The sequence below is a fragment of the Paracoccus laeviglucosivorans genome (genome assembly GCF_900182695.1).
Classification (GTDB): domain Bacteria; phylum Pseudomonadota; class Alphaproteobacteria; order Rhodobacterales; family Rhodobacteraceae; genus Paracoccus; species Paracoccus laeviglucosivorans.
Window position 1 is genome coordinate 23616 of sequence record NZ_FXTK01000014.1, and the last position, 24223, is coordinate 47838.

23 protein-coding genes and 1 pseudogene are annotated in these 24223 nt (G+C 61.8%); 11 read left to right on the forward strand and 13 right to left on the reverse strand.

Going from position 1 to position 24223, the window contains the following annotated elements; all coding sequences use genetic code 11:
• Positions 1-939 carry a diguanylate cyclase gene (locus FN835_RS14180; protein WP_142663891.1) on the forward strand — a complete coding sequence of 313 codons (939 nt, stop codon included), beginning with the start codon at positions 1-3 and terminating at the stop codon, positions 937-939.
• 156 nt (positions 940-1095) lie between these two features.
• The gene (locus FN835_RS14185) at positions 1096-2109 is read left to right on the forward strand and encodes a GntR family transcriptional regulator (protein WP_221930430.1); all 1014 of its coding nucleotides are present in this window, start codon (positions 1096-1098) and stop codon (positions 2107-2109) included.
• On the opposite strand, the gene FN835_RS14190 is transcribed toward FN835_RS14185, so the two are convergent.
• On the reverse strand, positions 2061-3596 hold the full coding sequence (locus FN835_RS14190; protein ID WP_142663893.1) for a UxaA family hydrolase: 1536 nt from the start codon (positions 3594-3596) through the stop codon (positions 2061-2063). The two genes, FN835_RS14185 and FN835_RS14190, sit on opposite strands and share 49 nt — an antisense overlap.
• Positions 3597-3701: 105 nt before the next feature.
• On the opposite strand from FN835_RS14190, the gene FN835_RS14195 reads away from it, so the two are divergent.
• Entirely contained in the window at positions 3702-4871 is a 1170-nt protein-coding gene (locus tag FN835_RS14195) for a fumarylacetoacetate hydrolase family protein (RefSeq protein ID WP_142663894.1), read from the forward strand.
• 48 nt (positions 4872-4919) lie between these two features.
• Here FN835_RS14195 and FN835_RS14200 read toward each other — a convergent pair whose 3' ends face one another.
• The 4 genes from FN835_RS14200 to FN835_RS14215 are packed head-to-tail and all read right to left on the reverse strand — an operon-like array spanning position 4920 to position 8717.
• Positions 4920-6002: an LLM class flavin-dependent oxidoreductase gene (locus FN835_RS14200; protein WP_142663895.1), complete on the reverse strand. Its 1083-nt coding sequence runs from the start codon at positions 6000-6002 to the stop codon at positions 4920-4922.
• Between the two features lie 18 nt (positions 6003-6020).
• Entirely contained in the window at positions 6021-6896 is an 876-nt protein-coding gene (locus FN835_RS14205; RefSeq protein ID WP_142663896.1) for an ABC transporter permease, read from the reverse strand.
• Positions 6893-7702 (reverse strand): ABC transporter ATP-binding protein, encoded by an 810-nt coding sequence (locus tag FN835_RS14210; RefSeq protein WP_142663897.1) that lies wholly within the window; start codon positions 7700-7702, stop codon positions 6893-6895. Before FN835_RS14210 ends, FN835_RS14205 begins: the two co-directional genes overlap by 4 nt.
• Positions 7703-7712: 10 nt before the next feature.
• Complete coding sequence (locus FN835_RS14215; protein ID WP_142663898.1) at positions 7713-8717, reverse strand: ABC transporter substrate-binding protein; 1005 nt, start codon at positions 8715-8717, stop codon at positions 7713-7715.
• Between the two features lie 382 nt (positions 8718-9099).
• Here FN835_RS14215 and FN835_RS14220 point away from each other — a divergent pair, with 382 nt between their 5' ends.
• A complete protein-coding gene (locus FN835_RS14220) occupies positions 9100-10086 on the forward strand; it encodes a ketopantoate reductase family protein (RefSeq protein WP_142663899.1) in 987 nt (328 codons plus the stop codon).
• Between the two features lie 16 nt (positions 10087-10102).
• On the opposite strand, the gene FN835_RS14225 is transcribed toward FN835_RS14220, so the two are convergent.
• Positions 10103-11362, reverse strand: a complete 1260-nt coding sequence (locus FN835_RS14225) for an NAD(P)/FAD-dependent oxidoreductase (RefSeq protein ID WP_142663900.1) — start codon at positions 11360-11362, stop codon at positions 10103-10105.
• Positions 11363-11620: 258 nt separating this feature from the next.
• Here FN835_RS14225 and FN835_RS14230 point away from each other — a divergent pair, with 258 nt between their 5' ends.
• Positions 11621-12175 (forward strand): NAD(P)H-dependent oxidoreductase, encoded by a 555-nt coding sequence (locus FN835_RS14230; RefSeq protein WP_142663901.1) that lies wholly within the window; start codon positions 11621-11623, stop codon positions 12173-12175.
• A 73-nt stretch (positions 12176-12248) separates the two neighbouring features.
• Here FN835_RS14230 and FN835_RS14235 read toward each other — a convergent pair whose 3' ends face one another.
• The 5 genes from FN835_RS14235 to FN835_RS14255 are packed head-to-tail and all read right to left on the reverse strand — an operon-like array spanning position 12249 to position 16887.
• The gene (locus FN835_RS14235; RefSeq protein WP_142663902.1) at positions 12249-13757 is read right to left on the reverse strand and encodes a tripartite tricarboxylate transporter permease; all 1509 of its coding nucleotides are present in this window, start codon (positions 13755-13757) and stop codon (positions 12249-12251) included.
• A gap of 19 nt (positions 13758-13776) precedes the next feature.
• Positions 13777-14238: a tripartite tricarboxylate transporter TctB family protein gene (locus tag FN835_RS14240; RefSeq protein ID WP_142663903.1), complete on the reverse strand. Its 462-nt coding sequence runs from the start codon at positions 14236-14238 to the stop codon at positions 13777-13779.
• On the reverse strand, positions 14238-15194 hold the full coding sequence (locus tag FN835_RS14245; RefSeq protein ID WP_142663904.1) for a tripartite tricarboxylate transporter substrate binding protein: 957 nt from the start codon (positions 15192-15194) through the stop codon (positions 14238-14240). Before FN835_RS14245 ends, FN835_RS14240 begins: the two co-directional genes overlap by 1 nt.
• Positions 15195-15243: 49 nt before the next feature.
• Positions 15244-15921 (reverse strand): RraA family protein, encoded by a 678-nt coding sequence (locus FN835_RS14250; protein WP_142663905.1) that lies wholly within the window; start codon positions 15919-15921, stop codon positions 15244-15246.
• A 12-nt stretch (positions 15922-15933) separates the two neighbouring features.
• Complete coding sequence (locus tag FN835_RS14255; protein ID WP_246098747.1) at positions 15934-16887, reverse strand: hydroxyacid dehydrogenase; 954 nt, start codon at positions 16885-16887, stop codon at positions 15934-15936.
• A 138-nt stretch (positions 16888-17025) separates the two neighbouring features.
• On the opposite strand from FN835_RS14255, the pseudogene FN835_RS21620 reads away from it, so the two are divergent.
• Together FN835_RS21620 and FN835_RS14260 are read left to right on the forward strand one after the other, a co-directional pair.
• Positions 17026-17196 (forward strand): annotated as a pseudogene (locus FN835_RS21620) (LysR family transcriptional regulator); the annotation flags it as partial.
• A gap of 18 nt (positions 17197-17214) precedes the next feature.
• On the forward strand, positions 17215-17931 hold the full coding sequence (locus FN835_RS14260) for a LysR substrate-binding domain-containing protein (RefSeq protein ID WP_246098752.1): 717 nt from the start codon (positions 17215-17217) through the stop codon (positions 17929-17931).
• A 1-nt stretch (position 17932) separates the two neighbouring features.
• Here FN835_RS14260 and FN835_RS14265 read toward each other — a convergent pair whose 3' ends face one another.
• The gene (locus tag FN835_RS14265) at positions 17933-18826 is read right to left on the reverse strand and encodes a LysR family transcriptional regulator (protein WP_142663908.1); all 894 of its coding nucleotides are present in this window, start codon (positions 18824-18826) and stop codon (positions 17933-17935) included.
• Positions 18827-19013: 187 nt separating this feature from the next.
• Here FN835_RS14265 and FN835_RS14270 point away from each other — a divergent pair, with 187 nt between their 5' ends.
• The 3 genes from FN835_RS14270 to FN835_RS14280 are packed head-to-tail and all read left to right on the forward strand — an operon-like array spanning position 19014 to position 21992.
• Positions 19014-20372: a citrate:proton symporter gene (locus tag FN835_RS14270; protein WP_142663909.1), complete on the forward strand. Its 1359-nt coding sequence runs from the start codon at positions 19014-19016 to the stop codon at positions 20370-20372.
• A 36-nt stretch (positions 20373-20408) separates the two neighbouring features.
• Positions 20409-21290 (forward strand): NAD(P)-dependent oxidoreductase, encoded by an 882-nt coding sequence (locus FN835_RS14275; RefSeq protein WP_142663910.1) that lies wholly within the window; start codon positions 20409-20411, stop codon positions 21288-21290.
• A gap of 12 nt (positions 21291-21302) precedes the next feature.
• The gene (locus FN835_RS14280) at positions 21303-21992 is read left to right on the forward strand and encodes an RraA family protein (protein ID WP_142663911.1); all 690 of its coding nucleotides are present in this window, start codon (positions 21303-21305) and stop codon (positions 21990-21992) included.
• Positions 21993-22027: 35 nt separating this feature from the next.
• Here the strand turns inward: FN835_RS14280 and FN835_RS14285 are convergent, their stop codons facing one another.
• Positions 22028-23200, reverse strand: a complete 1173-nt coding sequence (locus tag FN835_RS14285; protein ID WP_142663912.1) for an alpha-hydroxy acid oxidase — start codon at positions 23198-23200, stop codon at positions 22028-22030.
• A gap of 109 nt (positions 23201-23309) precedes the next feature.
• On the opposite strand from FN835_RS14285, the gene FN835_RS14290 reads away from it, so the two are divergent.
• Positions 23310-24194, forward strand: a complete 885-nt coding sequence (locus FN835_RS14290; RefSeq protein WP_246098753.1) for a LysR family transcriptional regulator — start codon at positions 23310-23312, stop codon at positions 24192-24194.
• Positions 24195-24223: the final 29 nt, after the last annotated feature.

Consider the following 24223-nt stretch of genomic DNA (forward strand, 5'->3'; position numbering starts at 1 on the left):
ATGTCGCAAGTTTCCGTGGATGCGGCGCGCAAGGCGACGGTTCTGATCGTCGATGACGAAGTGTCCAACATCGAGATCATGAACGAAGCCCTGGGCGATCAGTATGATGTGTCCTTTGCCATCTCGGGTGAACAGGCGCTGGAATCGGTCCATGACATCATGCCCGATCTGGTGCTGCTGGATGTCGTCATGCCGGGCATTCAGGGCTTTGACGTTTGCCGCCGCCTGAAGCAGGATCCGCTTCTGGCCGATATTCCCGTGATCTTTATCACCGGCCTGAACGATACCGATGACGAGGTGCTGGGTCTGTCGATCGGTGCGATCGACTATGTGACCAAGCCCGTGCATCCGCTGACGCTGCGCAACCGGGTCCGCAACCATATCGAGCTGAAGCAGTTGCGCGACCAGTTGGCCGAAATGGCGGTGACCGATGCACTGACCGGACTGCATAATCGCAGAAAGCTGGATGGCCTGATGAAGGAAGCGGTCAAGACCCATGCCGGCGAGGGGCGCTGGCTGTCGCTGATCATGCTGGATATAGATTTCTTCAAGCAGTTCAACGACACCTATGGCCACCAGAATGGCGATAATTGCATCAGCATGGTCGCGTCGGCGCTGCACCGTGCAACGCGCAGGGCATCTGGCCATTCGGCACGTTACGGCGGTGAGGAGTTCTGCTGCGTCCTGATGGACTGTTCGCCCGATCAGGCCCAGGCCGTGGCCGAGGAGATACGCGATCACGTGCATCAGCTGCGCATTCCGCATGAACGCTCGCAGGTCAGCCCTTTCGTGACGATCAGCATCGGCGTCGCCTCGGCACAGGCGCGCGAAGATTCTGCGCCGAATGATTGGGTAAAGGCTGCGGATGCCCAGCTTTATCGCGCGAAATCGGCAGGGCGCGACCGGATCGAGGCTTGCGTGTTCGGCGACCTCGGCTGAGATTGGATCGTCCGGCCCGCGATCAGCGACGATCCTGCCGAACGGGATTTCCGCCCCGATGTTGCAGGACAATGGCGCGCGCTTTACGGTATCGCGTGACATCTTGCGTTGTTGTGGCTTGGGTTTAAAGCATTGTGCGAACCCGGAGGTGGCATTTTGCAACGCAAGCAGACATTGGCCGAACAGCTTCGCATCAGCCTGCGGACGGCCATCCTGTCTGGTGCGGTCGAACCGGGCACGGTCCTGACCGAAACGCCCCTTGCTCGGCTTGTCGGCTCAAGTCGTGTGCCGGTGCGCCGGGCGTTGCAGGATCTGCTGGAGGAAGGGCTGATCCACCGCACCGGCCCGCATGGTCATATCGTCGGCAAGCCGGGGGTGCAGCCGCTGCGCCTGCCCCTGGATCAGGCCTTGGCCGCGCTGTCGATCCTGCATGAGCCGCGCATCAGTTTCGCGTGGCAGGCGCTTTACGACGATGTCGAGGCGCGGATCGTCCATCGTTCGTTTTTCGGACGGGCGCGGGTGAATGAACTGGAACTGGCGCGGCATTACGATGTGGGGCGCACAGTGGCGCGTGATGTGCTGTCGCAACTGGAAACGCGCGGGCTGATCGACAAGGACGATGCCTTGCGCTGGTCGGTCGTGGCGCTGGATGAACGCCGCATCCGCGAGCTTTACGAATTGCGCGAACATCTGGAACCCTTGGCCATCGCCGGTGCGCTGGATGCGCTTGGCGACGGCGAAATCGACGCGATGCAGGCCCGCCACGAAGCGGCATGGGCGCGATACAGCGACATCAGCGCCGCCGAGATGTATGATCTGGAGGTCGATCTGCATGTGAACTGCGTCCAGCGCACCCGCAATCGCGAACTGGCCAGGATCTTGCAGCGCACGCATTGCCTGCTGACGCTTTCCAAGCACACCGTCGGCACGCGCGTCGCGAAACTGCCGATGGAAGCGTTTTTCGAAGAACATATCGCCGTGTTCACCGCGATGCGCCGCCGCGATCCGGCGGCGGTGGAACAGGCCGTGCGCCGCCATATCCGCAACTCTGTCGCCAATGTGGTGGCGCGGGCGCAGATCGTGCTGGCCGAGGGCCGCCCCGAACCCGTGGCCTTCATCGGTCAGGTGATCGCGCCGACCTGCCAGGGCACGAATTCGTTGTCGCCGTAATCATAGGTCTCGCTGACGGTCTTTTCGCCCGATGCGACGGCGATGATCTGTTCGAAAATCTTTTCGCCCGCGCTTTCGATGGATTCGCTGCCCGTCGCGATGCCGCCGGTGTCGATGTCCATATCCTCGCGCATATGCTCATACATCTCGGTATTGGTGGCGATCTTGATGGTCGGCGCGGGCTTCCAGCCGGAAACCGAGCCGCGCCCGGTGGTGAAGCAGACCACGTTGCAGCCGCCCGCCACCTGACCCGTCACCGCGACGGGATCATAACCGGGCGTGTCCATGAAGACGAAGCCGGGCTTGTCGATGATTTCGGCATATTCATAGACGGCCTTCAGCGGCATCGAGCCACCCTTGGCCACCGCACCCAGCGATTTTTCAAGGATGGTCGTCAGCCCGCCCTGTTTGTTGCCATAGCTGGGGTTGTTGTTCAGTTCAGCCCCGTTGCGGCTGGTATAATCGCGCCACCAGTCGATCCGGTCCATCAGCTTCTGGGCAATCGCCGGCTCGACCGCGCGGCGGGTCAGCAGATGCTCGGCGCCATAGATCTCGGGCGTCTCGGCCAGACAGGACGTGCCGCCATTGCGCACGATCAGGTCCGATGCGTGACCCAGTGCCGGGTTGGCGGTGATCCCCGAATACCCGTCCGAGCCGCCGCATTCCAACGCCACCTTCAGTCCCGACAGCGGCTGTCGCGTCCGCCGCGCCTGATCGACCGAGGGCAGCATTTCGCGGATCATGCCGCAGGCCGCGTCGATCGTTTTGCGCGTGCCGCCCATGTGCTGGATGGTCAGGGTGCGGAAACGCTCGCCTTCCTCAAGCTTGTAATGTTCCAGAATGGGCTGGATCTGGTTCGTCTCGCAGCCAAGGCCGACCATCAGGATGCCGCCGAAATTCGGGTGGCGCGCATAGCCCTGAATGACGCGGGTCAGGTAGCGATACCCTTCGGATTTGTTGCTGACCGCGCAGCCCAGCCCATGCGTCAGCGCCACCACGCCATCGACATGCGACGTGCCGTCCAGCCCGCCCATGCGGTTGAAGTGATCCGCGACATAGCGCGACACCGTGGCCGAACAGTTCACCGTCGTCAGCACACCGATGAAGTTGCGCGTCCCCACGCCGCCTGCGCCGCGATCATAGCCCATGAAGCTGCGCTGCTGATCCGCCGGGATCATGCCGGTTTCCGCAATGTCGGTGGAAAACTGGTGTTCGGCATGGGCCTCGGACATGGCAAGGTTTTGCAGATGCACATGGTCGCCGGGCTGAATGTCCTGCGTGGCGATGCCGATGACCTGCCCGAACTTGCGCAATTCGGTTCCCGCCGCGATCGGGCGCAGGGCGACCTTGTGTCCGCGCGGGATTGCCTGTTGCGCAACGATCCCCGCGATCCCCGTGTCTTCACCCGCAGCGATCCGGCGGCGCGCGACAGCCACCGTGTCGGCGGGGTTCAGAAGGATTGCGGCGGTGCTGGCATCGGCTGACATGGCGGCGGCTTTCTGTATATTGCGTGCAAGCAACAAAGACATAGACCATACGCGCGTCAAGGGCTATCTCTGCTTGCGACACGTGCCAAAGCCCGGAGGAGCAACTTGTCGAAATCGCTTTCCCTGACCGCCGCAGATATTCTTCCCGATGACGCAGGAACGGCCATTCTGGTCGGTCGCGTCTGGTCCGATGCCGCCGGTGGGCCGTGCCCGGTGCTGATCCGCGACGGTCGCGTGCTGGACCTGACCGACATCGCCGCCACCATGTCCGGCCTGCTGGAAATCGAAGGCATTGCGGCGCAATTGGCCGCGACGGCGGATTTGCCCGATCTGGGCGATCTGCAGGATTATCTGGCCGGGCAGGGCGGTCGCCTGTTGGCCCCGGTCGATCTGCAGGCGGTCAAGGCGGCAGGCGTCACATTCGCCGACAGCATGGTCGAGCGCGTGATCGAGGAACAGGCCCGCGGCGACAGCGGTCGCGCACAGGACATCCGTGACCGTCTTGCGCCGGTGATCGGTGACAGCCTGCGCGGCATCACCGCAGGGTCCGAACAGGCGCAGCGGGTCAAGGCGCTGCTGCAGGAGATGGGCCTGTGGTCGCAATATCTGGAGGTCGGGATCGGGCCGGATGCCGAGATCTTCACCAAGTCTCAGCCCATGTCATCCGTCGGGTGCGGCGACGATGTGGGCATCCACCCCATCTCGGAATGGAACAACCCGGAGCCCGAGGTGGTGCTGGCCGTGCGTTCCGACGGCACGATCCTTGGCGCGGCCCTAGGCAATGACGTGAACCTGCGCGATGTCGAGGGGCGGTCGGCCCTGCTGCTGGGCAAGGCCAAGGACAATAACGCATCCTGCGCCATCGGGCCGTTCATCCGGCTGTTCCATGGCGCTTTCACGCTGGCAGAGCTGTCGCAGGTCCGCGTTTCGCTGCGCGTCACGGGCGAAGACGGGTTCGAGATGCTGGGCGAAAGCCCGATGCAGGCGATCAGCCGCAAGCCGCAGGATCTGGTCGCCCAGTTGCGCAACCGCAATCACCAGTATCCCGACGGCGCGGTGTTGTTTCTTGGCACCATGTTCGCCCCGGTCAAGGATCGGCGCGGCGTGGGGCAGGGCTTTACACATGAGATCGGCGATGTCGTCGAAATCTTCAGCCCGCTGCTGGGTCGGCTGGTGAACCGCGTGCTGCGATCGGACGCCTGCGCGGAATGGCAGTTCGGCACGCGCGCCTTGCTGCGCAATCTTGCACAACGCCGCCTGGCAGACCGCGCATGAGCCGCACAATGCGCGCAGGCGAGCGAAGGAAACGCGCGCCTGTCTGACTTATGCGTCCGCCGTCTGGGGCTGCAACAACGGCAGCAGCTCGCGCCCTTGCTTGCGGATTTCCTGAAGGTAAGGCGTGTCCGACAGGATGAACTTGCTGATCCCCAGATCGGCATAGGCGCGCAGCGATGCCGCGACCTCGGAGGCTGAGCCGACAAGCCACGTCGTAGCAGCCCCGCCTGCGCCGAACTTGCCGGGCGTTGTATACAGGTTTTCGTCCAGCACTTCGCCTTGGGCTTGCAGGTCGAACAGGCGCTGCTGGCCCTCGGCCACGACGCGGCGGTGATCGTGCCAGCCCGCGCCTTCGATCTGGGCCATCTTTTCGACCTTCGCCTCGGCGTCGCGCCACGCTTCGGCGCTGGTATCGCGGATCAGGGTGGTGATGCGCAGGCCGAATTCCAACGGCGGCAGGCTGCGGCCAAGTTCCTTTTGCAGGCTGCGCAGGCGCGCGATCCGGTCGCGGATGCCGTCACGCGGCTCGCCCCAGAACAGTTGGACATCCGCCTCGGTCGCGGCGACGGCTTCGGCGGCGGGGGACGCACCGCCGAAATACAGCGGCGGGTGCTTGCGGGTGCCGCGCGCCGGAATGCGCGGCTCGGCGGTCGAATTTTTCAGGCTGTAATGTTCGCCCTGATGGGTCACATCGGTTTCGGACCACAGGCGGCGCACCAACTGCATGAATTCACGGGTGCGGCCATAGCGATGTGCCTGATCGCCTTCGCTGTCGCCGTAAGCTTCGAAATCATCCTTGCCGGACACGATGTTGATCCGCACGCGACCGCCCGACAGGTTATCCAGCGTAGCGGCGGCGCTGGCGAATTGCGCAGGCTGCCAATAGCCGGGCCGAATGGCGATCAGCGGGTTGAAGTGCGTCGTTTGCGCAGCAAGCGCCGTGCCAAGGGTAAAGCAATCGGGCCGCCCCCAGCCCGTGCCGATCAGCGCACCCGACCAGCCGTTGTCTTCGACGGCGCGGGCCTGTTCGGTCAGCGTCTCAAGGCTGTTGTGATCGGCGCTGCCGCTGTCGCCGCGATGACCGGCTACGGCCTGGTTCGGGATATACCACAGGAAATCAAGTTTGCTCATATCTGCAACTCATCAAGGTTAGCGCTGCTGGCCCCAGCGGTGGATGGTCAGGCGTTCCAGCGTGGAAAAGACGACGTTTTCGACCAGCAGGCCGATGATGATGACCATGGCCAGCCCGGCGAACACCTGATCGGTGTAAAGTTCGTTGCGGCTTTGAAAGATATACCAGCCCAAGCCCCCGCGCCCCGAGGACGCGCCAAAGACCAACTCGGCCGCGATCAGGGTGCGCCATGCGAAGGCCCATGCGATCTTCAGTCCCGACACGATCGAGGGCAGGGCGGCGGGCACAAGGATCTGTGTCACGAAACGCCAGCCGGTCAGGCCATAGTTGCGCCCGGCCATGCGCAGGGTGTCGGGAACGCCCTGAAACCCCGAGAAGATGTTCAGCGCCAAGGGCCACAGGACCGAATGCACCAGCACGAAGATCAGGCTGGCCTGCCCCAGCCCGAACCACAAAAGCGCCAGCGGCAGCAGCGCGATCGCAGGCAGCGGGTTGAACATGGATGTCAGCGTGGACAGCAGATCCCGCCCGATCCGGGTGGACACCGCCAGCGTCGTCAGCGCGAAAGCCGCAGCCACCCCAAGCACATACCCCTGCAGCAGCACGGTGATCGACACCCATGCACGCTCAAGCAGCACGCCATCGGCGATGCCAAGGACAAAGGCGCGGGCGGTCGCTGCAAATGTCGGCAGCAGCAGCGGATTGCCCTGCCAACGGGCGGCCAGTTCCCAGATCAGCGCAATGGCCGCGACGATCACCAGCCTGCGCAGCCAGTCCTGCGCCCAAAGGCGGGCCGCCAGCGGGATGTCGCGTTCGACCGGAGCTTCGACAAAGGGCGGCAGGTCGCGTTCGTATTCGGGCCGGATCGGCGGGGTCAGGGCGGTCGCTGTCATGGTTCTTCTGCGAAAAGCGTGTCGTGGATGCGATTGGCGGCGGATTGGAAATCTTCGCCGCCCATGCTGTGCAGGTCCCAGTCGTGGCAGTTGACCTCGGCCTTGACGCGACCGGGGCGCGGAGACAACAGCGCGACGCGGTTGCCGACCACCAGCGCCTCTTCGATGGAATGCGTGACAAAGATCAGGGTAAAGCGGACCTCATCCCACAATTGCAGCAGTTCCTCCTGCATCTTGCGGCGGGTCAGCGCGTCAAGCGCGGCAAAGGGTTCGTCCATCAGCAGCACGCGCGGCTTCATCGACAGCGCGCGGGCAATCGCGACGCGCTGTTTCATGCCGCCGGAAAGCTGGTGCGGATAGGCGTCTTCGAACCCCGCAAGGCCAACCTTGGCGATGGCGTCCTGCGCGCGTTCGCGCACCTCGGCCCGTGGCAGGCTGCGCGTGGACAGCAGTGGAAACATCACGTTGCCCAGCACCGTCTTCCACGGCGGCAACTGGTCGAATTCCTGAAACACCACGATCCGGTCGGCGCCGGGGCCTTTGACGGGCGTGCCGTCCAGCACAATCCTGCCCTCAGTCGGGGGGATGAAGCCCGCGATGGCCTTGAGCAGCGTCGATTTTCCGCAGCCCGACGGACCCAGCAGCACAAAGCGATCCGCCTGATGCACATCCAGATCGATCCGGTGTGTGGCGCGCACCACCCGTTCCTGCGTGGCATATTCCAGCGTCACGCCGCGCACCTGCAAAAGCGCAGGCGGCAGGGCAGCGGTGGCACCTTTGGCATTCAGGTTCGACATCAGCACCATCTGAATCTCCTTAGCTGCCGCCCGAGATGCGGGGATCGTCAAAGAAATAATCGGAAAGCTGGGCAGGCTCGTTCCGGATCGCGCCGACGCGGTGCAGGAATTGGCCAAGGCCCAGCGTGTTTTGCGGTTCGACCTTGAAGGTCACCTCGTCGCTTTTCAGCACGCCCAGCAGCAGGTCGCGGTCGATCTTGGCGCCGCTGACGCGAAGATAGGTGTCTGCGGCCTCCTCGGGGTGGTCGGTGGCGAACTTTGCCGCCTCATCCAGCGCGCCAAGCAGGGCCTGATAGGTCTTAGGGCTGTCTTCATAGAAATCCGTCGTGGCATAAAGCAGCGATGACGTGGCTGGCCCGCCGAACACATCATATGAATTCAGGATCACATGCGCGTCTGGATTTGAGGCCAGTTCCTGTTCCTGAAACGGCGGGTTGCCGAAATGGGTGGTGATTTCCGTCCCGCCCGAGATGATGGCGGCAGCGGCTTCGGGGTGGGGCAGGGCGACCGACAACGTATCAAGCTTGTCAAACGCATCGTCCCCCCAAAGCTTGGCCGAGGCCATCTGCAGGGTCCGCGCCTGCATCGACACGCCCACCGCAGGCAGGGCGATGCGGTCCTGATCGGTCAGATCGGCGATGGTTTTCACCTCGGGGCGGTTCGAGACGAGATAGTTGGGGAAATTCCCTAGCGAGGCCACGCCCTTGACCCCATGCGCGCCCTTGGTGCGGTCCCAGATCGTGAACATCGGCCCGACACCGGCACCCGCCACATCGACATTGCCCGACAACAGCGCGTCGTTGATCGCCGATCCGCCGGAAAGCTGCAGATATTCGACCGCAATGTCGATACCCTGTTCCCAGCCATGCTTTTCGACCAGTTGCTGGTCCTTGGCGATATTCAGCAGCAGATAGACGACGCCGAACTGTTCAGCGATGCGCAGCTTGCCTTCCTCGGCAGTCGCGCTGTTGGCAAGGATTGTCCCTGCAAGAATGGCAATGATGCCGCCGACTGATTTACGCATACGAGATTCCCTAAATCACTATCAACATAGTCGTGAAAAATGGGATGGCTCACAAGCCCGGCTCGGCGCGTCAGTCGAACTTGGCAAAAAAATCCTAACCGACGGTGTTCAGGGGGAAATTTTGCATCGCGGACGGCAGATCAGAAAGAAGTGTGTTTTCAGGGCATGGCCGGAAAAGGGGCTGCTGGAACGCATGTGCGCCCAGAATATGTCAGCGCGAACCGATCCGCGATGCGGCCTGCGGTGAACCGGGTAATGGAATTGCTGCCAACTTGAACGAAAGGCAGTTGAAATTCCGTGTTCCAGCTAAAAACAGAAAGCCATGTCCTTCACGTTTCTATCCTGCGCCGCTAGGCTTCCGGCTCCGCAAAAGGATTAAGACATGCGCTATATCATTATCGGGGCAGGGGCCGTGGGCCTTGCGCTGGCAGCGGAATTCGAGCTGGCGGGTATCGACTATCAGCTGATCGGGCGCGGGGCCCAGCTGGCCAAATTGCAGGCTGACGGGCTGGAATACGAACGTCCCGCCGGCAGCCGCGTGCTGCGCCTGAATGTTTCGGACAGGATGGATCTTCGGTCCGATGACGTGCTGCTGCTGACCGTCAAGACCCAGGATGTCGAGGCCGCGACGGCCCATTGGGCGGATGAACCCGTGCAGGGTGGGGGTGTCGCAGCTGATCTGCCACTGGTCACGCTGCAAAACGGGCTGGAGTCCGAACGCATCGCCGCCCGCCGTTTTTCGCGACTTTACGCCGCCAGCATCATGGTTCCGGCGGTCTATATCCAGACGGGAAAGGTCAGCGTCGCCTCGGCGCCGCAGCTTGCCTCGGTGGTGGTCGGACGTTTTCCACATGGGACAGACGCGGTAACGGCGCAGATAGTCGCTGACCTGTCCCGCGCCAATTCGTTGGCCGAGGAGCGTGGCGACATCCAACGCTGGAAGGCTGCCAAGATTCTGCACAACGTCAAGAATGCGCTGGAACTTTTCGCGGGTGATGCCGATACCCATGCGCTGCTGGGCCGCCGCATCATGGACGAGGCGCGCTTGGCGCTGATCGCCGCGGGCTATGATCCTGCGCGCCCGGACGAACGGGCCGTCGATATTTCACATTGGAAGATCGACCGCCCGACCGATGTGCCGACAGGCCAGTCGACCTGGCAAAGCTTTACCCGTGGCGCGCGGTCCGAGGTGGATTATCTGAACGGCGAAATCGCCCGTCTGGGGCTGATGTATGACGTGGCCACACCTTGGAACCGGGCCGCACAGCGATTGGCCGCGCAGCTTGCGCGGTCTGGCGGCGCACCCGGCAGCATTCCGCTGACACGCCTGCGCGAATTGGTCGAACAGCCGGAAGTGGTCGGTTCATAACATTATGCCAAGCGGGTCAGCGTCGCGCGAAACGTGCGGCGCTGATCGGGGCAAGCGGCACCGAAGGGGCTGCACCGGCGATGATTTCGGACACCAGTTCCGCCGTGCCCGCCGATTGCGTCAGGCCCAGATGGCCATGGCCAAAGGCGTAAATCACATTCGGGCAGCGTGTTGCCGGCCCGATGATCGGCAGGCCGTCAGGCGGCGAGGGGCGAAAACCCATCCATTGCGTGCCGTGTCCCGGCTCAAAACCGTGCAGGAAGCGACGGGTCTTTTCGACCAGAACCTCGGCCCGGCGAAAGTTCGGCGGCAGGCGCAGCCCGCCCAGTTCGACGGCCCCGCCGACGCGCAGACCGTGCTGAATACGCGATACCGCAAAGCCATGCCCGCTGAACGTCAGATGCGTGCGCAGATCAAAACTGGCATCGGGAAAAGTGGTGTTATACCCGCGTTCGGTTTCCAGCGGGATGCGGTCGCCAAGCTGACGTGCCAGCAGATGCGACCACGCGCCAGTCGCAATAATCACGTGGTCGGCAAATATATCGTCCGTTTCGCTGCGTATCCGAACCCGGTCCCCGACCGGCTCCAGAGCGGTGATCCGGGCGGTGTCGTATATGCCACCGCGCGCGGTGAACCGATAGGCCAGATGCCGCGTCCAAATTTCAGGATCGACGGTATTCATCCATGTCGGCGCAAAGCCCGCATGGGTGAAGCGCGGGTCTATGCCGGGCTGGATTTCGGCAATCGCGCCCGGACTGTGCAGCAACTCGGTCGGGATCGAGTGCTGCCGCCGCAATTCCCAACCGGGAAGCGAGGCCCGGAATGCCGCCAACCCTTCGTAAAGCTGCAATTGTCCTTCGCGGCGGATCATCGGCTCGCCATCGACGCGGGCGACAAGCCTTTCCAATGCGGCGCGACCATGTTCCATCAGTGCTGCCTGAACGGCGACGGCGGCCCGATAGCGGTCGGGTCGGCTGGCCTGCCAGAACCGCATCAGCCACGGCACCGTTTGCAAGGCATGTGCGGGACGGATCGACAGCGGACCCAACGGGTCGATCAACCAGCCCGGAGCCTTGCGGATGATGCCGGGCGCCGCCAAGGGCTCGATTTCCGTGAAGGCAAACGCGCCTGCATTCCCGCGCGAGGTTTCAGAAGCGATGCCCCGCCGGTCGAGCAAGTGAACGGAATATCCGTCCATCCGCAGGCGCAAGGCTGTCGTCACGCCGATGATGCCCGCGCCGATGACGACGATTTTGCGGTCTGTTTGCGAAGGCATGTGTCCGTCATGTGCATTAAGTGCTGACTTTGTTACACGTCACGACCCGCAGTTGAAAGAACGCTGAAACGGCAATCCGAAATCACAAGCTGCCGCCGCCACCCCTTAGGGCAACACGCGGTTGGTCAGCAGAAATTTCCCTTTGGATGACATCGAACGACAGAAACCCTTCTGCCGAATGCCCGGCTTTGGAATGGTCGGTTCCGGGTTCGGCACCTATGTTTTTGCTGTCAATTCAGTCGTCTTTCAGGAAACTCCATGTCATCGCCCCGCTTTGCAGCATTCGCCGGCTCATGGAGCCGCCCCTCCAAGACCCGCCTTCTGGTCGAAGATATCTCCGCCCGCGCCGTCGCTCAGTTCGGCGGATCGGCCCATGTCTTTGATGTAGCCGATCTGGGCGAGGATTTCGGAACGCTGCGCAACGTCGCAAACGGTCCGCATCAGCCCCATCTGGATGCGTTTCTGCAAGCCGACGCGCTGATCGTGGCAAGCCCGGTCTACAAGGGCAGCTATACGGGGCTGTTCAAACATTTCATCGACCTGATCGACCCTGCGCATCTGGCCGGAAAGCCAGTCCTGCTGGCGGCCAGCGGTGGCGGCGACCGTCATGCGCTGGTGATCGAGCACCAGCTTCGCCCGGTTTTCGGCTTTTTCGAGGCGCATACGCTGGCGACCGGCGTCTATGTCTCGTCGCGCGATTTCGATGATAATGGCCTGCTGCCCGGCCCGGTTGCTGAGCGTGCTGACCGCGCAGTCGCGCAATTCGGTGCCCATCTTGCGCCGCGCATCCAGCCATTGCGCGCTGCGGGCTAATCAAAAGGCGGGGGATGCTGTGCATACCCCCGTCGAAAGGAACCGGCCGGGTCATGGACCCGGCCGGTTGTTCTCAGGCTTCCTCTTCCTGGAACGCCTCTTCGCGTTTCTTGCGGAAGCTGGGCAGGATCATCAGCGCCAGTAGCACCACGGTCGCAATCAGCATGGTCAGGCTGATCGGGCGCTCGATAAACACGCTGGCATCACCTTGCGAGATCAGCAGCGCGCGGCGCAGGTTCGCTTCCAGCAGCGGACCAAGCACGAAGCCAAGCAGCAGCGGGCCGGGTTCGCATTTCGCCTTGCGGAAGATGTAACCCAGCAGACCAAATCCAGCGGCCAGAAGGACGTCGAAGATGCGGTTGTTGATCGAGTAGATCCCCACGCAGCAAAACAGCAGGATCGCCGGGTAAAGCAGGCGATACGGCACGGTCAGCAGTCTGACCCACAGACCGATCAGCGGCAGGTTGATGACGACCAGCAGCAGGTTGCCGATCCACATCGATGCGACCAGACCCCAGAAGATCTCCGGCTGGTTCGTCAGCACGGTGGGGCCGGGGGTGATGCCGTGGATCATGAATGCCGAAAGCATCATCGCCATCATGTTGTTGGACGGAATGCCAAGTGTCAGCAGCGGGATGAACGAAGATTGCGCAGCGGCGTTGTTGGCGGCTTCGGGCGCGGCCACGCCCTCGACGGCACCGTGACCAAAAGCGCGCGGATTTTTCGATACCTTCTTTTCAAGCGAGTATGAGCTGAACGAGGCCAGCGTTGCCCCACCGCCGGGCAGGATGCCCAGAAAGGTGCCGATGCCGGTGCCGCGCAAAACCGCGGGCCAGGCGCGGCGGAAATCCTCGCGCGTTGGCCACAGCCGGGTCAGCGGCGCGACCTTGACGCCTTCGGAACCCGAACGCTCAAGATTGGTGATGATCTCGGTGAAACCGAACAGGCCGATGGCGATCACCGTGAACTCGATCCCGTCGAACAGGTCGATGGAACCAAAGGTCAGACGCTCGGCACCCGTGGCCTGATCCGTGCCGACCATGCCAAACAGCAAGCCGATCAGGATCATGCCGATGGCCTTCAGAACCGGTCCGCTGGCAAGGATCGTCGCGGCCAGCAGGCCGAACAGCATGAGCGAGACATATTCCGCAGGTCCGAAATCCAAAGCAAAGCTGGAAAGCATCGGTCCCGCGATGGCGATGCCGAACGTGGCAACGGTGCCCGCAAAGAACGAACCCAAAGCCGCAACGGCCAAAGCTGCGCCCGCCCGGCCCTGCTGGGCCATCTGGTATCCGTCCAATGTCGTGACGACCGCCGACGCCTCGCCTGGCAGGTTGACAAGGATCGCGGTTGTCGAGCCGCCATACTGCGCGCCGTAATAGATGCCGGCCAACATGATGATACCGGCCAGAGGCGGCAGAAAGAACGTGATCGGCAACAGCACGGCGATGGTCGCGGTCGGACCGATGCCGGGAAGCACGCCGATCAGCGTGCCCAGCAATGCGCCGATCAGACAAAAGCCAAGGTTCGCAGGCGTCATCGCCTCGCTGAACCCAAGCATGAGAAGGTCGAAGGTGTTCATGAGATTACCTCGGTGCGGCTCAGAAGGGCCACAGATCGATCTGGACGCCCAGACCCTTGACAAAGACCAGCGCGCCAAACGCGGTCAGGCCCGCGGCAAGCAGCAGGGTTGTGCGCAGACGGCTTCCGGGATCGGCCAGCGTTCCCGCCACGACCAGCCAGAACGAAGCAAGGACGAACCCCGCATGTTCAGCAAGATACGCAAAGCCTATGACGGACAGCGTGATGATCAGCAGCGGGCGAAGCTTCAGCCCCTCGATGGGTTGGCTTGCGCTGCGGGTGGCCTTCAGACCGATTGCCGCGCCCAGCACGATCAATATGATCGAGACGGCGCGGGGCAAATAGCCCGCACCCATTTGCGACAATGTTCCGCCGTCCAGATTTCGGGACAGCCATAGGCCAAGCGCCCCGAAACCGATGAATATTGCTGCGGTCAGGAGATCGGGAAGATCCCCTTTTTTCGATGCGCCTGGCCCCGACATCACTGACCTTCCTTCATCAGCGCGAAGATGCTGCGATAGCGCTCAAGCCGTGCGGGCATCGCTGCCTGCCAGTCGGCACCCGACTGGAACGACAGTGGCACGGATTGCTTGGCCGCCTGCGCCTGGAATTCCGGATTGGCCAGCGCCTTGTCTACGGCATCGGCCAGACGTGCGCGGATTTCCTCGGGAACTTCGCAACGGGCAGCAAGACCGCGCTCGGACGAGATGATGACATCATAGCCCTGCTCTTTGGCGGTTGGCAGATCTTTCGCTAGGATCGAGCGCTCCTCAGAGAACTGCCCGATTGCCCGCATCGAATTATGATCTGCAGTCGCATATTCGCCAGCATTCAGGCCGATTGCCGAAATATGGCCGCCCAGCAACGCGGTCTTGGCGTCGTTCGAGCCGGTGAACGGCACGGCAGTCAGATCGACGCCTGCCGAACGCTCAAGCTGCAGCATGGCCAGATGTTCGTCGGTGCCGACGCCGGTGGTGCCGATGGATACCGCACCCGGATGTTCCTTGGCATAGGCCACAAGATCGGTAAGCGATTTGAATTCCGAGTTGGCAGGAACGACGAACAGGCCCGGATCTTCGACGATGCGTGCAATCGGGCAGATTTCCGACGGTTCGAACCGCAGCTTGCGTTCGATCTGCATGGTCAGAAAGCCGGGCGTGTTCAGCGACGACACGGTATAGCCGTCGGGACGTGCCTGCGCCAGCGCGGTATAGGTGATTTCGCCTGCTGCGCCGGGACGGTTCAGGACGGGAAACTGCGCGTCAAGCTCCGCCTCAAGATAGGGGGCAAGGGTGCGCAGCATGACGTCCGTGCCGCCGCCGGGTGCGAAGGCCACGATCAGCTCGATCGGGCGATCGGTCGGCCAATCGGCGTGGGCCATGCCCGCTGCCGATGCCGTCAAGGCCGCTGCAAGCGACAAAGTCTTCAGGTGTTTCATGTCTTCCTCCCAGTCCGGTCAGGGCCTCCCGCCGTGACCGTGTTTCATTTCAGGCCGGGTATTCGCAGCCCATCCGCTTCAGTGCCGCATCCACCCACGAGCGGTCGTTCGTGCCCGCTTCGATCGCAGCCATCTGCTTTTGCTCGGATTCCTGCTTGGCGACAGTTCTGGAATAGATTTCTTCCGCATGTGCGAAAGGAACTGCCAGCACGCCGTCGCTGTCGCCCATGATCAGATCACCCGGCTCGATCACCATTCCGTCGATGGCGATGGGGACGTTGATTTCGCCGGGGCCGTCTTTGTAAGGGCCGCGATGCGTGATACCTGCAGCCCAGACCGGCATGTTGGTTGCGACAAATGCATCCGCGTCGCGGATCGCGCCGTTCAGCACGAAGCCCGCCACACCGCGCTTGAGCGCATAGGCCAGCATCAGTTCGCCCATCAACGAGTTGGTCAGATCACCGCCGGCATCGCAAACGATGACGTCGCCGGGTTGCGCAAGATCGATGGCCTTGTGCAGCATCAGGTTGTCGCCGGGGCGGGATTTCACAGTCAGAGCGGGGCCGGCCATCACGCCCGAGCGGTGCATTTTCTGCAAACGCGGGCCTGCGGCGGTGACGCGATACATGCTGTCGCTGACATTGGCGACAGGCAGTTCCTTGAAACGGGCGACTGTGTCGGACGAGACAGCGCGTTCGCGCGAAAGGATACGGAATCCGATTGCCATAATTCGGTCTCTTTATGCAGGAATGTTCAATTGGTTGCGGTTCACGATCCGCACGGCGGGCAGGGACTTGCCCGCAAGAAAGTCGACGATACCTTGGGCCGCATCGATCCCGACGCGCGTGCCGGCTGCCGTGGTCACACCGGCGATATGCGGGGTCAACACCAGCCGGGGATTTTGCCAGAACGGATGTTCGGCGGGCGGCGGTTCTTGCGCGAATGTATCCAGACCGGCACCGGCAAGGTGGCCGCTTTCAAGTGCTGCCTGCAGCGCGGCTTCGTCGATCAGGCCACCGCGTGCGGTGTTGATGATGATCCCGCCCGGTTTCATCGCAGCCAGCCGCTCCGCATTGACCAGATTGCTGGTCTCGGGCGTCAGCGGCGAATGCAGGCTGATGATGTCGCATGTCGCAAAAAGCTCATCAAGGCTTTGCACCCGCTCGACACCTTCCTGATCGAAAACGTCATCGGCACTAAAGGGATCATAGGCCCGGACGCGGATGTCGAAAGCCTTTGCAAAGCGCGCCATCTGCCGCGCGATAGCGCCGAATGCCACAAGACCTATGGTCGAGCCGGCAAGCTCCCGGCCCTGAAAGCCGGATTTTTCCCAACGGCCTTCGCGGACGCTTTTGTCGAGAGGCCCGATTTTCTTGGCGACGGCGAGCAAAAGCGCGATGGCATGTTCGGCCACCGATACGGCATTTGCGCCTGCCGCATTGAGCACGAAGATGCCCCGTGCGCTGGCGGCATTCACGTCGATATTGTCAACGCCCGCGCCGTGTTTCGAGATCACGCGAACCTCGGGGGCTGCGTCGAAAAAGCTGTCGTCGATGCGGCCCATGCGGACAAGGACGCCGACCGGTTTGGTTTTTTGTGCGATTTCGTTAAGCCCGTCGCCCTCGGTATAGGGCGGAAGATAGACTGGCAGGTATCCTGCATCCACCAGCACAGCTTCGGCTTCGGGTGCCAAGTTTGGCCCCGTGATCAAGATATTCTTCGACATGCTCCCCCACTCTGACAATGTCAGATCTGATCTGGAGTCATCAACGATTGCTTAATTAATTTACAGCGCATAATTCTTATCGTTAAATTAAGCAGAACTGAATCTATGGATATACGCCAACTTCGATCCCTGCTCGCCATCGTTGAAACGGGCAGTTTTGCGCGAGCTGCAGAAAAGGTTGGCATAACCGCATCTGCGGTAAGCCAGCAAATACAAGCCCTTGAAATCGAAGTCGGAGCCAGCCTGTTCAATCGCGAAACCCGACCCCCAATCCTGACCGCCGCAGGTGCGCAGATGGTCGAGGCCGCGACCGAGTTGATCCGCACGACTGAAAACGTGATTGATGCCATATCGGGGCGCCGTATCACGGGGACATTTGCCATCGGATCGGTGCGCACCAGCGCCATCGGGCTATTGCCACGCGCAATATCCCGGCTGATTTCGAATCATTCCGGCCTGAAAATACGGCTTCGCGTCGGCCTGTCCGAAACGTTGATGCAGGATGTCGCAAGCGGGCATCTGGATACGGCGATGATAGCTGAAAACGGCGTCTCAAGCCCGGATGTCGTCTGGACGCCCTTCATTCGCGAGCCATTGTGCCTTGTCGCGCCTTTGGGCACGCCGCCCGCGCCGCTGCAGCAGATGCTGGCCACGCATCCCTATGTCCGGTTCAAGGCGAATGTGCCGCTGGCCAAGGTGATCGACCGCGAACTAAGCAGAATGAATCCCGTCCTGAACGAAATCGCTGAGATGGATAATGTCGCGGCGGTGATCGCTTGCGTGGCAAATGGGCTTGGCATTTCGATCGTGCCGCAGGTCGCGACCCAGAACGTGTCACCGCAACTGGTCACGATCCCTTTTGGCGACACGCCGGTTTACCGTCAGATCGGTCTTCTCAGACGCCATACCAGCCCGCGCCACCAGCTGATCGACGAATTGCATGAACATCTGGCAGCAGTCAGCGGGGAATACGGCGTCGGCTTGGACACGACGGGCCGCAGCAAGGCATAGGTCATGCGCTGGCCACATTTGCCAGTTCGCGTTCCAGCAGCGCGATGAAGAAACGCAGGCTGGGTGCCAGAAACCCGCGTGCCCGGTGGCTGACCTCGAAGTTGCGCTGCAGCGTGGTTTGCTGGTTGGGGATTTCGACCAGTTCGCCGCTGATCAGGTTGCGCCGCGACATGAAGCTAAGCATGTCGGTCTGTGCCATGATGGGTGGGGCAGATACCAGCGGCGCGGCTGTCACGGCGGCGAATGGCGGCGGCAGGCCGGCCTTTCGGAATACTTCATCCAGCCAGCGCCGGGTCGAGACTGTGGGCATCGGCAGAACCCAAGCCTGCTCTGCCAGATCCTGCAAGGTGACATTCTGCCCGACCAGCGGATGGCCCCTGTGGGCGACGACGACCACCGCGTCCGACAACAACACGCGGGACACCAAAGCCTCGTCTGCCGGGGTCGCGCGTTCGGGGCTGATGGTCATGTCGATGACCCCGGCGCGCAGGTCGTCGCGAAGCGCGTCGTCCATGGCGACGCGCACCGTCAGTTGCAGCGCCGGGGCCGTTTCGCGCACACGCTTGCAAATCTTTGGCAGCACATAGTTCGCGATTGAGGCCGAGCAGCCGATCCGCACCATCCCCGTCAGGCCACTGCGCAGTTCCGAAACCTCTTTTCGGATATCCGACAGGTCCTGATCGAGCAGCAGAAAGCGGTCGCGCAGCACCTGTCCTGCTTCGGTCAGGGCGATGCCGCGCCCAGAGCGGTTCAGCAGCTTCACGCCGAAATCGTCTTCCAGCCGCGCAACGCATTTCGTCAGTGCGGGCTGGGTGACGCCAAGGTCATCTGCCGCGCGGCTCAGGTGGCAAAGCTCGGCTATTTTCAGGAAATAGCGGATGTCGCGGATGTCCATATTATTCCTGTTAGGAATTAAAGCATGAAAATTTCAAATTAGACATGCCTAACATGCTCGGTCAATAACCCCTCCGTGCCGCAGCTTCCCCACCACACATGAACTTGCGGCATATTGGAGCGAACTGCGCCGGACCCGTGCCGCCCTGAGCTGGCCACCGGCGCAGCTTGGGGGTTGGAGGAGTCCTATGATCGCAATCTACGGCTATCTGATGATAGCCTCGTTTCTGTATTTGGTGATCAGAAAGCATATGTCCGTCTTTGCGGGCATGATTCTGGTCTCGGTCGTGTTTGGTCTGGCTGCGGCGCTGACCATGGGCAACAGCATTGATGACCTGTTCAACTGGTTCCGTTCGGGCCTGTTCTACAGCGTGAACGATGCGGGCAAGGTCAGCCTTGGCACGATCAATCCGGCCATCATGATCCTGTTTGCGGTGATGTATTTCACCCTGATGATGAATGTCGGCCTGTTCGATCCGCTTTGCACATTCCTGATCCGCAAGGCCAAGGGCGATCCGCTGAAAATCCTGATGGTCACCGTGTTGACCACGACCGTCGTGACGCTGGACGGCGACGGGACGACGACGATCCTGATCATCACCTCGGCTTTCGTGCCGCTTTACAAGCGCATGAACATGAAGCTGTCGAACCTGGCGATGATGATTATTCTGCCGACGGGTCTGGGCAACTGCCTGCCCTGGGGTGGTCCGCTGGTGCGCGCGGCAAGCGTGCTGGATGTCGAAGTCAACGTCTTGTTCGTGCAGATCCTGCCGATCCTTGCCGTGTCGCTGATCTATGTGTTCGCGCTGGCCTATTGGATGGGTCTGAAAGAACGCAAACGTCTGGGTTATGACGCCAAGGCGGTCAACACCATTGATCACGCCCAGATCGAGGAAATGGTCAACGTCATTCTGGACAATGACAAGGAACTGAAGCGTCCGCGCCTGTTCCTGATCAACCTTGCGCTGACTGTCGTCACGCTGCTGGCGATCCTGCTGGGCTATATCAGCGGCGCGCTTGGCTTTACGCTGGCAACCGCAGCGGCTCTTGCCATCAACTACAGCGCCGCCGATCAGCGCGAACGCATCACGGCCACGGGCGGAGAGGCGATTGCCGTCACCTCGATCATCCTTGCCGCAGGCTTCTTTCTTGGCGTTCTCAGCAATAGCGGCATGAACACCGCTATCGCGGATTCGCTGGCCTCGATCATCCCGGAATCCTTCGGCGGTCACATGGGTCTGGTCTTTGCCTTTGTCGGTGCCATCGCCTGCTATGCGCTGCCCATTGATGCCTATTACTTCGGGATACTGCCGGTTTTTGCGCCCATCGCGCAGCAATACGGCCTGACACCGACGGAAATCGGCATGGCTTCGTTCATGGGTCAGGCAATCCGCTATGGCTCTCCCACCGTGGCATGGCTTTACCTGCTGATGGACCGCACCGAAATGTCCTTTGCCGAATATCAAAAGCAGTTCTTCAAATACTCGCTGCCGATGTTTGCGATCTTCATCATCGTCGCGGTCGTGACTGGCGTTCTGCCGGTCTGACATCCCTCACCACCCCCGAAACTGGAAAGCAAGACTATGACGAAACTGGGATTCCTTGGCTTTGGCGAAGCTTCGTTCAACATTGCGGCGGGCCTGCGTGACGAAGGGCTGGCAGGCATCCGCGCCTATGATGCGGCATGGCAAACGGAACCTGCCAGCGCCCTGATCGCGGAACGCGCCGCCGAGGCGGGGGTCGAACTTGTCGGCTCGGCCGAGGAACTGATCGGCGGCAGCGATATTGTCGTCTGCTCGATCAGCGCGAATGCAGCCGTGCCCGTGGCGCGGCAATGCGCGCCGCTGCTGCGTCCGGGTCAGGTCTATGTGGACCTGAATTCGGCCGGGCCCGACACCAAGCTGGAGGTCGAAAAGATCGTGGGCAACACGGCGACCTTCGTAGACGTGGCGGTCATGGGCACGGTGCCCGGTGCGCGCCACAAGGTCCCGATGCTGGCATCCGGGCCCGGCGCGCAGTCATTCGCGGATTTCGGGAATGGCTTCGGCATGGCAATCACTGCGCTGGAAGGTCCGACCGGCAAGGCATCCGCATCCAAGATGTTCCGTTCGATCTTCATGAAGGGCTACGTCATGCTGCTGCTTGAGGCCGTCATCGCAGGCCGCAGCTTCGGGATCGAGGAGGACGTGCTGGCCTCGATCGGCAAATCGCTGAAGACCGACGACTTTCGCGCCACGGCCAACGATCTGATGTGCCGCGCGGTGATCCACGCCGAACGCCGCGAGCATGAGATGGACGAAGTGGTCGCCACGCTCGACAGCCTTGATGTCGATGCGATCATGTCCAAGGCAGGCCGCGACAAGCTGGCATGGTGTGTCCAGCAGGGCTTCCGTGGCCATTTCAACGGTCGTCCCCCCGCCGATTTCCACGACATCTTTGCCGCCATGGACGCGGCCAGGGCCTGAAGGAGAAGACCTATGGCAAATACAGGTTTCCGCATCTTTACCCGCATCAACCGTCCCGCGCCGGAGCTGATCGACGCGTTCCGCGACGTTCCGGTCGCGAATATCGGCGACTCGATGAACCGGGCATCCATGCTGGACGCGCGCATCCGCCGTATCAGCAAGGTGAACCTTGCAGGTCCGGCATTTACCGTGAAATCGCGCGCAGGTGACAACCTGATGCTGCACAAGGCGCTGGACATGGCGCAGCCCGGCGACGTCATCGTGTTCGACGGACATGGCGACCTGACCTCGGCCATCACGGGTGAGCTGATGATGCAGATCGCGATTGAACGCAAGCTGGGCGGCGTCGTCATCGACGGTGCGATCCGCGACCTTGGCACGCTGCGCGATCTGGACCTGCCGATCTTTGCCGCAGGCGTGACGCCTGCCGGTCCGTATAAGGACGGGCCGGGTGAAATCAACGTCCCCGTCTCGGTCGGTAGCGTCGTGGTCAATCCCGGTGACATCGTTGTGGGCGACGAAGACGGCATCGTGATCATCCCCCCGGCGCAAGCACAGGGCATCCTTGCCAAGGCGCAAAAGAAGCAGGCCGACGAAGGTGCCAAGATGGCGGCGATCCGCGGCGGCACCAACGACGTGTCTTGGGTGGACCGCGAACTGGCGGCCAAGGGCTGCGAGATCATCGACGACTTCTGGAAATAAATCGTCGTCAGGGCCGCGCATCGCGGCCCTGATCCCTATACCGCCCCGGCCCCAACCCTTGCCAGAACATGGGGCCCGATTTCTTCAACGTTGTTCACGCCTAGCAAGGCTATGTTGCGATCCACTTCGGAATGCAGGATTTCTGCGGCACGCGTGACACCCGCTTTCCCGCCGATGGTCGCTGCGTAAAGAAACGGCCTGCCGACGAAGACGAAATCCGCACCAAGAGCAATCGCCTTGAGCACGTCGCTGCCGCGCCGGACGGATCCGTCCAGCATGACTGCTGCGCGCTTGCCCACCGCGCTGCGCACATCCGGCAAAACCTGCAAGGGTGCGATCGTTCCATCAAGCTGGCGACCGCCGTGGTTCGAGACGATGATCCCTTCGGCCCCAACCTTTACGGCGTCCTCGGCATCTTCGGGCCTTGTCACGCCCTTGATGATCAGCTTGCCGCGCCAGCGGTCCCGGATCAGTGCGATATGGCTCCAGTCCAGATGCCCCTTCATGCGGAAATCACGCATGACATTGCGCGACAGGATCGGCGCGCCCCGTTCAACGAACGAGTTTTCGAAATGCGGCAATCCGTGGCGAAGCAGGGTGCGCAGCAAGGTGCCGACCGACCAGACAGGATGCAATGCACCTTGCAGCGCAAGGCGGGGACCGGGACGTAGCGGCGTCGTGAACCCGGCACGAATGTTGTGTTCACGGTTTGCTAGCGCGGCTGTATCGACAGTCACGACCAGCGTGCCAATCCCGGCCGCGGCCACGCGGTCCACCAGCGCAAGGATCCGTTCGGGCTCGCCCGGCAGATAGGCTTGGAACCAGATATGCGGGTTCGCTGCTGCCACATCCTCAAGCGGGATCAGGGACGAGCCGCTCATGATCATCGGGATGCCCGCATCTTTCGCCGCTTGCGCAAGGGCTATATCGCCGCGATAGGCCATCAGCGCGCTGATACCCATGGGAGCGATGCCAAAGGGCGCCGTAAAGCCGTCGCCCAAAAGGCTTGTCGCTGTGCTGCGATGCGCCACGTTGTGCATCACGCGCGGCAAAAAGCCCCAAGCCTGAAATGCCCCTGCATTGTTGCGCAGCGTGGCGCCGGTTTCGCTGCCGCCCCGGATATATTCAAACAGCGGATGGGGCAGTCGCCTGCGGGCGAAATGTTCGAAGTCGTCCAACGCAAGGCAGCGTTTCAAGGATCGGGTCATGGCTGGGCGGGTCCGTTTTCAGATTGCTGACGACGACATTGCCCATATGAAATCTTTAATAAAGCGCGTAATATTTCACCATATTTAAAGGAAACCTTTAACTATGGATATGCGACAGTTGCGGACCCTTTTGGCCATTGCGCAAACCGGCAGTTTCTCGAAAGCGGCGGAATTAGTGCATCTTACCGTCTCCGCCGTGGGTCAGCAGGTGCGCGCGCTTGAGGCCGAGGTCGGCGTCGTCCTGTTCGATCGCACCAGTCGCCCGCCCAGCCTGACCGTCGCGGGGCGTCAAATGGTCGAGGTTGCCGAAAACATTCTGCGGACCGCCGATGTCGGCATCGATCTGGTCAAGGGGCGCAAGGTCGCGGGAACCTTGTCGCTGGGATCTGTGCGCACCAGTGCGCTTTCCATTCTTCCAAGGGCGATGAAACGGCTGAACTCGAATTACCCCGAGTTGCGTATCAGGCTGCAGACCGCTGCGTCAGAGTCGCTTCTGCGCGACGTTGCGGCGGGCCGGATTGATGCCGCCATGGTGTCCGAGCACGTGAATTTCCCGACAGGACTAAAATGGAGGGCGTTCCGCCGTGAACCTTTGTTCGTCATAGCGCCGCCGCATTCGCCCATGCTTGATGCGACCGGATACCTGACGCGCTATCCCTATATCAGGTTCCGGTCCAATGTTCCCTTGGCTAACCAGATTGACCTTGAGCTTGCCAAGCTGAACCTTGCGCTGAATGAAATTGCCGAGATCGATACGATTGCCGCCATCACATCATGCGTTGCGAACGGTCTGGGCGTTTCGGTCGTGCCGCGCTTGGCCGTGGACGCCTCGGCCCTGCCGCTGGTCACCGCGCCGTTCGGCACACCGCCGGTTTTTCGCGAGATCGGACTGGTCGAAAAAACATCGGGACCACGGTCAAACCTCATATCCGAGCTACATGAAATGCTGATCGAAGAATGCGGCGAATTTGGCGTGCCCGCGAAAGTGACGTGATCGGGGCATAGATGGTCGCCGTGATGCTG